The organism is Caulobacter sp. (assembly GCF_049283275.1).
GTDB lineage: Bacteria > Pseudomonadota > Alphaproteobacteria > Caulobacterales > Caulobacteraceae > Caulobacter.
This window is the reverse complement of sequence record NZ_JBAPVS010000338.1, coordinates 1-11,884: the sequence shown is the minus strand read 5'-3', so window position 1 is coordinate 11,884 and position 11,884 is coordinate 1. Positions and strand designations below refer to the sequence as shown.

The 11,884-nt window shown below is 68.4% G+C and carries 15 protein-coding genes and 2 tRNA genes; 8 read left to right on the top strand and 9 right to left on the bottom strand.

Annotated elements, in window-relative coordinates; genetic code table 11:
- Nucleotides 1–457 precede the first annotated feature (457 nt).
- Together WAL33_RS19300 and WAL33_RS19295 are read left to right on the top strand one after the other, a co-directional pair.
- Nucleotides 458–1,318 (top strand): sensor histidine kinase, encoded by an 861-nt coding sequence (locus tag WAL33_RS19300; protein ID WP_422183358.1) that lies wholly within the window; start codon nucleotides 458–460, stop codon nucleotides 1,316–1,318.
- Nucleotides 1,319–1,358: 40 nt separating this feature from the next.
- The gene (locus tag WAL33_RS19295) at nucleotides 1,359–1,784 is read left to right on the top strand and encodes a SufE family protein (RefSeq protein WP_422183356.1); all 426 of its coding nucleotides are present in this window, start codon (nucleotides 1,359–1,361) and stop codon (nucleotides 1,782–1,784) included.
- On the opposite strand, the gene WAL33_RS19290 is transcribed toward WAL33_RS19295, so the two are convergent.
- Together WAL33_RS19290 and WAL33_RS19285 are read right to left on the bottom strand one after the other, a co-directional pair.
- Nucleotides 1,781–1,972, bottom strand: coding sequence for a hypothetical protein (locus tag WAL33_RS19290; RefSeq protein ID WP_422183354.1), 192 nt, complete (start codon nucleotides 1,970–1,972; stop codon nucleotides 1,781–1,783). The two genes, WAL33_RS19295 and WAL33_RS19290, sit on opposite strands and share 4 nt — an antisense overlap.
- Nucleotides 1,973–2,076: 104 nt before the next feature.
- Nucleotides 2,077–2,238 carry a hypothetical protein gene (locus WAL33_RS19285; protein WP_018061533.1) on the bottom strand — a complete coding sequence of 54 codons (162 nt, stop codon included), beginning with the start codon at nucleotides 2,236–2,238 and terminating at the stop codon, nucleotides 2,077–2,079.
- Between the two features lie 78 nt (nucleotides 2,239–2,316).
- Here WAL33_RS19285 and WAL33_RS19280 point away from each other — a divergent pair, with 78 nt between their 5' ends.
- The 5 genes from WAL33_RS19280 to WAL33_RS19260 all read left to right on the top strand — a co-directional run bounded on the left by WAL33_RS19280 (nucleotide 2,317) and on the right by WAL33_RS19260 (nucleotide 5,547).
- A complete protein-coding gene (locus tag WAL33_RS19280) occupies nucleotides 2,317–3,255 on the top strand; it encodes a rhodanese-related sulfurtransferase (RefSeq protein WP_422183353.1) in 939 nt (312 codons plus the stop codon).
- 194 nt (nucleotides 3,256–3,449) lie between these two features.
- Entirely contained in the window at nucleotides 3,450–3,743 is a 294-nt protein-coding gene (locus WAL33_RS19275) for an ArsR/SmtB family transcription factor (protein WP_422183351.1), read from the top strand.
- 111 nt (nucleotides 3,744–3,854) lie between these two features.
- Nucleotides 3,855–4,604 (top strand): glucose 1-dehydrogenase, encoded by a 750-nt coding sequence (locus tag WAL33_RS19270; protein ID WP_422183349.1) that lies wholly within the window; start codon nucleotides 3,855–3,857, stop codon nucleotides 4,602–4,604.
- Between the two features lie 108 nt (nucleotides 4,605–4,712).
- The gene (locus tag WAL33_RS19265) at nucleotides 4,713–5,030 is read left to right on the top strand and encodes a hypothetical protein (protein ID WP_422183347.1); all 318 of its coding nucleotides are present in this window, start codon (nucleotides 4,713–4,715) and stop codon (nucleotides 5,028–5,030) included.
- Between the two features lie 64 nt (nucleotides 5,031–5,094).
- The gene (locus WAL33_RS19260; protein ID WP_422183346.1) at nucleotides 5,095–5,547 is read left to right on the top strand and encodes a PA2169 family four-helix-bundle protein; all 453 of its coding nucleotides are present in this window, start codon (nucleotides 5,095–5,097) and stop codon (nucleotides 5,545–5,547) included.
- Between the two features lie 86 nt (nucleotides 5,548–5,633).
- On the opposite strand, the gene WAL33_RS19255 is transcribed toward WAL33_RS19260, so the two are convergent.
- From WAL33_RS19255 to WAL33_RS19225, 7 genes are all read right to left on the bottom strand, one after another.
- Nucleotides 5,634–6,344, bottom strand: coding sequence for a DUF6456 domain-containing protein (locus WAL33_RS19255; protein ID WP_422183344.1), 711 nt, complete (start codon nucleotides 6,342–6,344; stop codon nucleotides 5,634–5,636).
- Complete coding sequence (locus tag WAL33_RS19250; RefSeq protein ID WP_422183342.1) at nucleotides 6,341–6,727, bottom strand: helix-turn-helix domain-containing protein; 387 nt, start codon at nucleotides 6,725–6,727, stop codon at nucleotides 6,341–6,343. Before WAL33_RS19250 ends, WAL33_RS19255 begins: the two co-directional genes overlap by 4 nt.
- Nucleotides 6,728–6,867: 140 nt before the next feature.
- On the bottom strand, nucleotides 6,868–7,785 hold the full coding sequence (locus WAL33_RS19245; protein WP_422183341.1) for a sugar kinase: 918 nt from the start codon (nucleotides 7,783–7,785) through the stop codon (nucleotides 6,868–6,870).
- Between the two features lie 131 nt (nucleotides 7,786–7,916).
- Nucleotides 7,917–9,674, bottom strand: coding sequence for a DUF885 domain-containing protein (locus WAL33_RS19240; RefSeq protein WP_422183339.1), 1,758 nt, complete (start codon nucleotides 9,672–9,674; stop codon nucleotides 7,917–7,919).
- Between the two features lie 56 nt (nucleotides 9,675–9,730).
- Nucleotides 9,731–10,327 carry a hypothetical protein gene (locus tag WAL33_RS19235; protein WP_422183338.1) on the bottom strand — a complete coding sequence of 199 codons (597 nt, stop codon included), beginning with the start codon at nucleotides 10,325–10,327 and terminating at the stop codon, nucleotides 9,731–9,733.
- Nucleotides 10,328–10,454: 127 nt separating this feature from the next.
- Nucleotides 10,455–10,529: transfer RNA gene (locus tag WAL33_RS19230), tRNA-Gly, on the bottom strand.
- A gap of 45 nt (nucleotides 10,530–10,574) precedes the next feature.
- Nucleotides 10,575–10,649: transfer RNA gene (locus WAL33_RS19225), tRNA-Gly, on the bottom strand.
- A gap of 313 nt (nucleotides 10,650–10,962) precedes the next feature.
- Here WAL33_RS19225 and WAL33_RS19220 point away from each other — a divergent pair.
- Complete coding sequence (locus tag WAL33_RS19220) at nucleotides 10,963–11,823, top strand: SDR family oxidoreductase (RefSeq protein ID WP_422183337.1); 861 nt, start codon at nucleotides 10,963–10,965, stop codon at nucleotides 11,821–11,823.
- The last annotated feature ends 61 nt before the right edge of the window (nucleotides 11,824–11,884 follow it).

Sequence of the window (11,884 nt, the reverse complement as noted above, 5' to 3'; positions counted from 1 at the left end):
GCCCACAGCACCAGGATCAGGGATTGCAGGCGCTCGTCGCGCCGGTCGCCCACGGCCAGAGCCGCCAAGGCGGGAAGCGCGCCGGCCGCCAGGGCCAGCCAGACCGCAAGGCTCACGACGCCCGGCGTGAAGGCCGCCGCGCCGGTCGCGAAGATCACGCTCGCCAACCAGCCCAGCCGCCACAGATGCGCCGCACTGAAGGCCCCCGTCGGAGACGAGGCCTGTCCCGGTGTTGGTCCGGTTTGGAGCGGGGCGCCGGCGATGGGCAAGGCCTCGAGAATCCCTTCTCGTGAGTCTTTGTCGTCAAAGCTTAACGCGAGCCGGCTTCTCCCCCAAGGCCGCACAATCAGCGCGGGATCGTTAACGCCAGAGCTTCTTGTGGATGGAAACGGATTCGTAAGCGCCTTGGTTCATTCTGGCGCCTCAAAGTTACGGACAGAAGGTCCGGGAGTTCCTGATGCCGCCACCGGCGATCACCAATGCATCGGGCCAAGCCGATTCGCCGCGCGAAAACGCCGGCGTCGACACCGGCCTGATGTCGCAAACCACCGCCTTCCGGCGGGCGGCGGCGCGCGCCCGGCGCAAACAGGCGCTGGATGATCAAAAGCGCTCGTTCCTGCGCATGGTCAGCCATGAACTGCGCACGCCCCTGAATGCGGTGATCGGCTTTTCCGAAATCCTGGCCTGCGAGCTCTACGGCCCCCTGGGCGCGCCGCAGTACAAGGAATACGCCACCCTGGTGCACGAAAGCGGCTTGAAGCTGCTGCGCCTGGTCAACCAGATCGTCGAAATCGCCCGCCTGGAAGGCCATGTCACCGACCTGGACCTGGGCGAGGAGAGCCTGGACGACGCCATCGAGGACGTGCTCCTGCAGCTGCGCAGCGAGGCCTCGAGCCGCGAGATCAGCATCCTGCCCCCCGAACCCGGAACCCTGCCCTTCCTGCGGGCCGACGGCCGGGGCCTGCGCACAATCCTGACCAACCTGCTGCAGAACGCCCTGACCCACTCGCCGCAGGGCGGGCTGGTGGTGATCGAGGCCAGATCGATCGGCGGTAACGTCGAGATCGAAATCCGCGACCATGGCGAAGGCGCCGACCCGACCGACCTGACCCGCCTGGTCCGACCGTTCGAACAGGGCGGAGCCACCCTGACCCGGGCGTCGGAAGGCGCGGGGCTGGGACTGCCGATCGTCGATCTGTTGACCCGGGCGATGGACGGAAGCCTGCGGCTGAAATCCACGCCGGGCGAAGGCTTCACCGCCGTCGTCGCCCTGCCCGAAGCCACGGCGCGGACATCGATGGCGCGGGCTCGGCCTTAGGGGGCTTCCCCTTTCGACTGGCTCACACTAAGTCCGCCCTATGCAACGCCCCATCGACGCCGCTCTTGACGAACTGGCCGACGAGTTCGAGCTGCTCGGCGATTGGGAGGAGCGCTATCGCTACGTGATCGATCTGGGCAAGGGGCTCGCCCCGCTCAGCGAGGCCGAGCATTCCGAAGCCAACAAGGTGCGCGGCTGCGCCAGCCAGGTGTGGCTGGTGACCGAGCCGCAGGCCGACGGCACGATTGTCTTCCGAGGCGACAGCGACGCGCACATCGTCAGCGGATTGATCGCGATCCTGATGCGGCTCTATTCGGGACGGCCGGCCAGGGACATCGTCGAGTTCGACGCCGCGGCCGCCATGGCGCGGCTGGGCCTGTCGGAGGCCCTGTCGTCGCAGCGCTCGAACGGGCTGAAGGCCATGGTGGCGCGCATCCAGCGGGACGCCGGGGCGCTGGCGGGCTAGTCGCGCTTTGCCGGCGCCGCCGTCAACACGGCTCCGACGACCAGGCCTAAAAGCAGAACGGTCGACCAGATGAGACCTTCGCGTCCTCCGACGCGATACCCGCCTGCAACTGTCGTATAGACGAAATAAGCGACGATACCGAAGGCCGCCGCCCAAAAGATCAGGTTCGCCAGACGTTTCGGGGACATCGCCAACTTCCAGCCAACCAAACTCAGCGCGTCAGACTAGCTGAGCAACACCAAGCTATTTCGCCAGAATGACGTGATCAAGGACGATCGCGTCTCCGTCAGGCTCAGAAGAACCCGGCGCGCGTCCCGATGAACCAGATCGCGATCACGATCAGCACCAGCTGCAACAGCCAGTTGACCGGCGACGGAATGGGGCTGCGTTGGACCGCGTAAAGAGCCAGGCCAAGCAGCACGAGGGCGACAACGATGACGATCAGGATGCTCATGGCGATCTAAGCGCAGATGCTTGCGGAAAGTTCCAGCGCCGCTTGAGAACGGCCCCGCCAGCGCCTATCAGCGCAAACATGAGCTTCCGCGTCGCCGCCCTCTATCGCTTCACCACCTTCGCCGATCCGCTGACGATCATGCGGCCGTTGTCGAAGCTGTGCTGCGGCCTGGGCGTCAAGGGCACGCTGCTGCTGGCCCGCGAGGGGATCAACGGCACCATCGCCGGAACGCCCGAAGCCATAGACCGGGTGCTGGACCACATCCGCGCCCTGCCCGGCTGCGACACGCTTGAACTGAAGTTCGCCGACGCCGAGACGATGCCGTTCCACCGCATGAAGGTGCGCATTAAGCGCGAGATCGTCACCCTGGGGGCCGGCGACCTGGATCCGGTCAACAACGCCGGGACCTATGTCGAGCCGTCCGATTGGAACGCCCTGATCGCCCGCGACGACGTGGTGGTGATCGACACCCGCAACGCCTACGAGGCGGCGATCGGCACGTTCGAGGGCGCGATCGATCCCAAGACCGCCAGCTTCAGCGACTTCCCCGCCTGGTTCCGCGCTTTCCGCGAGACCTGGGACCCGGCCGCCCCGCCCAAGGTGGCGATGTTCTGCACCGGCGGCATCCGCTGCGAGAAGTCGACAGCCTTCCTCAAGAGCGAGGGCGTGGACGAGGTCTTCCATCTCAAGGGCGGCATCCTGAACTATCTGGAGACCACGCCGGCCGACGCCAGCCTGTGGCGCGGCGAGTGCTTCGTGTTCGACGAGCGGGTCGCGGTCGGCCACGGCCTGACGCCGGGAACCCACGCCCTGTGCCGGGGTTGCCGCATGCCCGTCAGCCCCGACGATCGCGCCTCGGAGCACTATGTCGAGGGCGTCTCCTGCCCCGCCTGCCACGACGCCCGCGACGACGAGGCCAAGGCCCGCTACGCCGAGCGCCATCGCCAGGCCACACGCGCCAAGGAACTGGGCATCGCCCACGTCGGGGCGGTGATGGGCGGCCGCGAGCCCGATTAGATCGTATCGACCTTCAGCGTCCGGGACGAAAACCTCGTCCTTCGACAAGCTCAGGATGAGGTTTTCCTACAGCTCGGACTTGAAAATGGTCCTCATCCTGAGCCTGTCGAAGGACGAGGACCACGCACTGGGCCCGAATGTCGATCACCATCCCCGTCGTTGCGTCCGTCGCCTCCCGTCGTCATATGTCGATCATGGACACCGCGACGATCGCCCCGCTGAGCGAGCGACAGGTCACCCTGATCGCCAAGGCCCTGGCCGAACCGCGCCGGGTGCAGATCCTCAAGGAGATCGGCTCCAACAGCGCCCCCACCGCCTGCGGCTGCATCGCCCAGGCCCATCCGATCAGCGCCGCCACCCTGTCGCACCACATGAAGGAACTGGAGGGCGCTGGCCTGATCCGCATCGTCCGTGAGGGAAAGTTCGCTTTCCTGGTGTTGCAGCGCGACGTCCTGAACGCTTATCTGGCGCAACTGGCCGAAATCTGAAGACAGACCCAACTTTCCTTCTCGTCCCCGTCCTTGAATCATTTCGATGTTTATCTAACTATCGAACCAACCCCCGAACGATCAAGCCACGGGGCGATGGAGAGAGTTCAAGTGAGCAAGCTGCAGGGTAAGACCGCCGTGGTGACAGGCGCTTCCAAGGGCATCGGCGCGGGCGTCGCCAAGGCCTTCGCCGCCGAGGGCGCGGCCGTGGTCGTCAACTACGCCACCAGCCGCGACGGCGCCGATAAGGTGGTGGCCGAGATCCTCGCCGCCGGCGGCAAGGCCGTGGCGGTGCAGGGCGACGTTTCCAAGCCCGCCGACGTGACCCGCCTGTTCGCCGAGGCCAAGGCCGCCTTCGGCGTGGTGGACGTGCTGGTCAACAACGCCGGCGTCTATCAATTCGTGCCGCTGGAGGACGTGACCGAGGATGAGTACCGCCGCCAGTTCGACATCAACGTGCTGGGCGTGCTGCTAGCCACCCAGGAGGCGGCCCGCCAGTTCGGCCCGCAGGGCGGCAGCGTGATCAACATCAGCTCAAACGCCGTGCAGTTGAACCTGGCCACGGCGTCGATCTACACGGCCACCAAGGCGGCGGTGAACGCCATCACCCAGGTGCTGGCCAAGGAGCTGGGTCCGCGCAACATCCGCGTCAACGCCATCAGCCCCGGCGCCGTCGAGACCGAAGGCGTCCATGCCACGGGCATCCTCGGCACCGATTTCGAAAAACAGTTGGTCGCCCAGACGCCGCTTGGCCGCCTGGGGCAGACGACCGACATCGCCCCCGTGGCGACCTTCCTGGCCTCGGCCGACGCCGGCTGGGTGACCGGCGAGGTGATCGTCGTCTCGGGCGGACTGCGCTAGCGACCGACGCGCTCCCCGTCGCCGGGACCGCCCCGGCGACGGGAGCATGCGGGATCAACCCCGCCGCCACCGCGTTATCGAGGCTCCCCTTCTGCAAGGAGCCTTCCCATGGTTGCCTACGACGCCTCCTACGGCACGCCCGCCGCCGCCCGCCAGGGTCTGCTGTCCAGCCTGTCCGGCAAGATCTCCGGCCTGTTCCACAAGCCGGTCGCCGATCCCTACGCCCCGGCGCCGGTCCCCGACTACGCCTTGAGACCCGACGCCGAGGGCAAGGTCACCCTGGCCGGCTACAAGGTGCCTGTCGCGGTTGCCGTGATCGGAGCCGGCCTCGTCGCCGCCCTGCTTATCAACCGCCGCACCCGCGCCCCGGCCATCGCCGCGGCCACCACCGCCTGGAGCTTCTTCGGCTCCAAGCTGGCGAAGTAAGGCCGCGCTTCGAACCTTTCGCCGACGCGCCGCGTTAGCCGATCCCCATTTACGGAGAGCCTCCATGGCCCATACCAACGAAGACCACATCAAGCTCGTCAACGGCCTGGTCGAAACCACCATCGACAGCGCCGACGGCTATGAAGAAGCCGCCAAGGACGCCGACGGCGCCCGCTTCAAGACCCTGTTCACCCAGCGCGCCCAGGAGCGCCGCTCGGTGGCCTCGGACCTGCAAGGCGAAGTTCGCCGCCTGGGCGGCGAACCCAAGGACGACGGCACCATCCTGGCCGCCGCCCACCGCGTGTTCGTCAACTTGAAGGACAGCCTGACCAAGGGCGACGAAGCCGTGGTCAACGAGGTCGAGGCCGGCGAGGACCACATCAAGCACAAGTTCGAGAAGGCGCTGGCCGACACCGATGTCGACGCCCCGACCCGCGCCGCGATCGAAAAGGCCTGGACCTCGGTCAAGTCCGGCCACGACCAGATGCGCGACATCAAGCAAGCGCTGAAGCACTAGCGACCGACAGGGGGCACACACTCGCGCTCGTCGCCTAGCCGTCCCGGCTCGAGCCTCGCCGCGAGCGTGTGTCCCCTCCTTCGCCCTCAAACCATCCGGTAGTGCATGGCCAGCCGCTGCAGCGCCAGCTTCAGTACCGTCTTGCCCGCCCTTCGCGGCAGGCCAAGCTCGCGCTCGGCGACCTGCAGCGCCGTCTCGGCCAGACACACCCGCTCCAGCATTTCACGCAGGCCCGGACCGACCGCCGCCAGGGCCGCGGCGATCCGGTCCTTGGCCGCCCTCGCCCTCAGCGCCGGCTCAAGGCCTTGGCCGCCGCCCTCGCCGCGCGGCTGGGTGTCCCAGTTCATGGTCAGGCGGCCGATCGAACCGGCTTTCTGGAAATCCTCGCGCAGCCGCTCGCCGGCCACGATCTCGACCGGCTCCAGTCCACCCCGCCGCGCCAGCCAGGCCAGGGGCGATTCACCCAGATTGGCCCTGAGCACCACGTGTTGGTCGCTGCCTTCGATCACCACCCGCTCGCCCTTGATCACCCCCGGACGCCCCGGGGGCGGCGTGGGCGGGCCCAGCGGTTTGACCAGACGCCAGCCGCCCTCGCGGCGCGACGCCAGAGCGCCGTCGCGGGCCAGCACGCGGAAGGCGGCCTCATCCACCGTAAGCATCACCCCCCGCCGCGGACCGAAGCGGACCACATAGCCCAGGCCCTTGACCTCGATCAGCGCGCCCGGACGCCGCAGCAACCGCTCGGCGCGGCCGGCCAGGCGCTCGGCCTCAAGGCTTCGTTCGAAAGCGCCGCTCATCGGTCCGCTCCCAGCTGGGTCAACTCCGGAATGGAGTCGGGCGCCTGTTTCACGCAGGCCTCCAGCACGCTCATCCGCGCGTCGAAGGCCGCGTTCTCGCGCATGTCCTCGATACGGGTGCAGGCATAGCCGCAGGTGCTGCGGTCGCGGTTGAAGGCGAAGGCCACCCGGATCAGCGGCCAGTTGAAGTTGACGTGGGCCAGGTAGATGGCGATCTGCCGCGCCCGCGCCGCCGCCTTGCTGGTGCGCCCGGTCGAGGCGATGTCCTTGGGCGCGACGCCCGTCGCCAGGGCCACGGCGTGGGTGATGAAGGCGGCCGTCAGCTTGTCACGGCGCGGGTCGGGCGAGATCGCCCACAAATCCTCGAGAGCTTGAGCCAGCATCGGCTTCCCCCTGCGAACGGCGTCCCCGTGACGCCCTCGACCCAGAGTCTAGGTCGAGATTCCTGGGGTGAGGATAACTTTCCTATTACGCGCGTCCAGTAGGAATATAAACCTTTGATTGCGTTGGGCCGGACCCTGCTCTATCCCCGCGACCAAATGGGCATCGAGGCCTTCGGGATGATCGCGCCCTTGCACGTCACAACCGCCGCGGCCAGGTCGTGCCCACGGGCGACGGCGGTCTCCACCGGCAGGCCGGCCAGGCGCGAGGACAGGTAGGCGGCGTTGAAACTGTCGCCCGCGCCGGTGGTGTCCAGCGCCTTGACCCGGGCCGGCGCCGGGTTGGCGATGCGGCCTTCCGGCGTATGGACATTGACCGCGTGGCTCTCGTCGCGCGCCACCACCTCGCCCCCGGCGGCGGCCCATTCGGCGGCCAGGTCCTCGGCCTCGCGGCCGTAGAGCGGACGGCTGTCCTCGCTGCTCAGCGACACGTAGCGGCACGAGGGCACCACGCCGTCCAGCGCCTCGCGCGCCGCCTCGGGCGAGGCCCACAGGGCCGGGCGGTAGTTGAAGTCCAGCGCCACGGCCACGCCCAGCGAATGGACATAGGCCAGGATGTCCTTCAGCCGCGCCCGCCCGATGTCGCCGATCACCGCCAGGGTGACGCCCGACAAGTAGACGAGGTCGCTGGCCTTGGCGGCGGCGATCAGCTGGTCGGCGGTGTGCTGGGAGAACAGGTCGCGGATCGGGGCCCGCTCGCGCCAGTAGTGGAACTTCCGCTCGCCGTTCTCGTCCAGGACGATGGCGTAGAGGCCCGGCAGGCGGTTCTCGGCCTCGCGCACCAAGGCGGTGTCCAGCCCCTCGCGGCGCATAGCGGCCAGGGCCCCGTCGCTGAACGGATCGCCCTTGCCCAGGGCCGTGCAGTAGGCGACCGCGTCACCCAGCCGGGCCATGTAGACGGCGGTGTTAAAGGTGTCGCCCGCGAAGCCCATCCGGTGCAGCCCCTCGCCCTCCGGCGACAGCTCGACCATGCATTCGCCCAGGACGGTGATGCGCGCCATGTGACCTTCTTCTTGAGCCCTCCCCCTTGATGGGGGAGGGTTGGGTGGGGGTGGTCACGGCTTCAGCGGCTGAACCGCCGCATCACCCCCATCCCCGGCCCTTCCCCCATCAAGGGGGAAGGGAGAAAACGCTACCCTTTTTTCCGCTCCACAATCCACGCGTCGATCTTCGCCTCCAGCACCGCCAGCGGCAGCGAGCCGTTCAGCAGCACCGCGTCGTGGAAGGCCCGCTCGTCGAACCTGTCGCCCAGGGCCGCCTCGGCCCTATGCCGCAGTTCCAGGATCTTCAGCTCGCCCACCTTGTAGGCCAGGGCCTGGCCGGGCCAGGAGACGTAGCGGGCCACCTCGACGTCGATATTGGTCGGCGACAGGGCGGTGTTGTCGAGGAAGCAGGCCTTGGCCTGGTCGATCGTCCAGTGCTTGGCGTGGATCCCCGTGTCGGCCACCAGCCGGCAGGCGCGCCACATCTCGTAGGACAGCCGGCCGAACAGCTCATAGGGGTCGCGATAGATCCCCATCTCCTCGCCCAACCATTCGGAATACAGGCCCCAACCCTCGCCATAGGCGTTGAAATAGACGGTCTTGCGGAACTCCGGGACGCCGGTCTGCTCCTGGGCCAGGGCGGTCTGGATGTGATGGCCGGGCGCGCCCTCGTGCAGCACCAGGGCGGGCAGCTCGTACAGCGGCCGCTGGTCCAGGGCCGAGGTGTTGATCATCAGCCCGCCGGCCCGGCCGGTCCTGGGATCGCCGCCGAAATAGCGGCCGGTGGTGTAGCCCTGCTCGATGCTGGCCGGCACCGGCCGCACGCCGTAGGTCAGGCGCGGCAGGGTCCCGAAGTGACCGGGCAGCTGGTCGTCGGCCCGCTTGGCGATCTCGCTGGCCTTCTCCAGCAGTTGCTGACGGCTGGTGGCGTAGAAGCGCGGGTCCTTGCGCAGATAGGCGATGAAGGCCGGCAGGTCGCCCCGGAAGCCGGCCTGCCTCATCACGACCTCCATGCGGGCCCGAATGCGGGCGACTTCCGACTGGCCCAGGGCGTGGACCTGGTCGGCGGTCATGGTCGTGGTGGTGTGGCGACGGACCAGGAAGGCGTAGTAGCGCTGGCCATCGGGCAGGTCCGACACCGCCAGGCTCTTGGCGGCGTGCGGCAGGTATTCGGTTTCCAGGAAGGTCACGAAACCGGCGCGGGCGGGCGCGACCTTGTCCGTGACGACCTTGGTTCCCTCGGCCAGCAGGGCCGCCCGACGGTCGGCGGGGACGCCGGCGGGCAGGTTCCGCAACGGGGCCAGCAACGGGTCATCGGCCAGAGGCGTGGCGGCGGTGCGGCGGGCGCGGTCCAGCACCGCCTGGGCGGTCGGCGCGGCCTGGACAAAGCCGGTGGCCACGCCCCGCCGGGCGCCGGCGATATTGGCCTCGTACCAGTCGGGCGCCTGGGCCAGCAGGGCGATCCACTGCTTGGCTTCAGCCTCGGACCTCAGATGCATGCCGTTGGCGCGGTACAGCAGGATGACGTCGAAGCCGCCGTCGGTGCTGAACGGCATCCGGGCCTCGTCGAACGACAGGCCTTCCAGCCGCTCGTCCAGGCTCCATTTCAGAATGGCGTGGGTCAGGCGCTGATCGGGCGTCAGGGCGGCCAGGTCGACGCCGTCCAGCGCCTGGCGGGCCGAGGTCAGCAGGGCCTTGCGATCGGCGTCGGCCTTGGGTCCGATGGGCGGAAGCCTGAAGCGCGAGGCCTCGTCCGCCCCGCCCTCCCCGTCGTCCTCACCAGCCCCCGCCGCCTCGTAGGCCTTGACCGCCTGGCCCAGTTTGTCGGCCGCGCTGGGCGCCGTGGCGATGGCGGCGCCGTTCAGGGCCAAGACCAGGGCCAGGCCCAGAAGGACGCGCTTGGACATCGGAAGCTCCCCGCAGGTTCACCGCGAGGGTTAGATCAGGAATCGCCCCTTGGCGGCTAGAACCTCGTCTTGCAGCCCTGCTTGGCCTGAACCCCGCGCAGGAAGCCGCGGCGGGCCACGCCGGCTTCGACGGCGGCGTCCATCCGGCGATCGGCCAGGGCCGCGCCGGTGACCTCGCGAACCAGGCCCCGAAACGGGATGATCGAGTTGACCACGGCCTTTCCGCCGGCCTCGGCCAGCTTGCCGCCGCGGTTTTCCTTGACCTCGGGCCCGGCCACATAGTCCGGACCCAGCACGGTGTTGAGGGCCTCGATCTGGGCGGCGAGCTGCTTGCAGGTTCTCAGGCCTTCGAGGCCGTAGGGGCTCTCCTGCGCCTTGACCAGGACCGGGGGGATCTCGCGCTTGAGGATGCCGACGTCGCGCGCCGGCTGAGCGCCGATCTCCACCGACTTCTTGCGGGTTTCGGTCATCCAGCCCTCGGGGTTTTCCGACGCCGGGTCAGGAGCCTTCTGTTCGGCCGCCGGGGCCACAGGCTCGGCTCGCGAGATCGGATATTTGGGCTTCATCTGAGCCTGGGCCGCGCCCGCCAAGGTCAAGACCGCCGTCAGCGTCACGCCCGCCGCACGGACTCGCCCAAGATTCATTCGTGTCATGTCCGCCGGCTTCCCCGAGATCATCGCGCCACGCAAACCACCACCGACCGGCGACAGGTCCACGCGACACCCTTCCATAGGGCTATGCCCACCGGATGCGTCACGCTTCAAGTTCTGGGAGGAAAATTGGAGCGGGCGAAGAGATTCGAACTCTCGACCCCAACCTTGGCAAGGTTGTGCTCTACCACTGAGCTACGCCCGCATCCGGGATATTTGGGTCTCGTTCCACCGCCGGAGGACCGGAGAATGGAGCGGGCGAAGAGATTCGAACTCTCGACCCCAACCTTGGCAAGGTTGTGCTCTACCACTGAGCTACGCCCGCATCGGCGGGGCTGAAACAGCGCCCCGCGACGAGGAGGCGGCTTATGGCAGAGCGCCTTGCGGTTGGCAAGCGGTCTGACGCGGGTTCGGGCGCGTCATTGTGGACAACAGGCAGCCCCTCCCCCCGTGGGGGAAGCGGCCGAAGGCCGGTGGGGAGAGTTTTAGGGCCGAAGCCCCCACACGACGGCCGTCTGCCGATCACTCCCCCCTCCGCCGGCTTCGCCGACAACTCCCCCACACGGGGAGGATCTGCTCTTGCGCAAACCTTGATTTCATACGCTCAATCGCCGCCTCATTTCGGAGACCTGAGCCTTTTGCGTCTGTTCGTGTTCGGATTGGGTTATGTCGGCCAGGCCTTCGCCGAGGCGCTCATGGCCAGGGGTTGGACCGTCGCCGCGACGGCGCGGGACGCCGATCGCGCCGCGAAGTTGCGCGCTCTGGGGATCGAGCCTGTCGACGCCGAAGACCGCGCCGCGATGGCCGCCGCCCTGACCGGGACGAACGCCGTGCTGATCACCGCCCCGCCCACCGCCGACGGCTGTCCGGGTCTTGCGGCGACCATCCCCGCCTTGGCCGCCGCCGACGCCTTTCCGGACTGGATCGGCTATCTTTCCACCACCGGCGTCTATGGCGATTTCGAGGGGCGTTGGGTGTTCGAGAGCTCGCCGCTCAAGGCCCAGTCGGTCGAGGGCGCGCGACGCGTCGGGGCCGAGCGCGACTGGCGCCAAGTCGGACACGGCATGGGCCTGACGGTGACCACCTTCCGCCTGCCGGGCATCTACGGCCCCGGCCGCAGCGCGTTGGACCGCCTGCGGGCCGGCGAAGGGCGCCGTCTGGTCAAGCCGGGTCAGGTGTTCAGCCGCATCCACCGCGACGACATCGTCTCAGGCCTGCTGGCCTCGCTGGATCGCCCCCGGGCGGGCGGAGTCTACAATCTCTGCGACGACGAGCCGGCCCCGCCGCAGGACGTCATGGAGCACGCCGCGCACCTGCTGGGCGTTCCCGTCCCGCCCGACCTGCCGTTCAACGCGCTGGGCCTGTCGCCCGCCACCCGCCGCTTCTACGCCGAGAACAAGCGCGTCTCGAACGCCCTGGCCAAGGCCGAGCTGGGCTGGCGGCCGAAGTATCCGACGTATCGGGAAGGGCTGGCGGCGATCCTGGCGGCGGGGGGGTAGCGCCCTACTCCTCGTCCGGTCCGATGTCGGCCGCCGCCCAAGCGGTCGCGGGAGCCTGCCC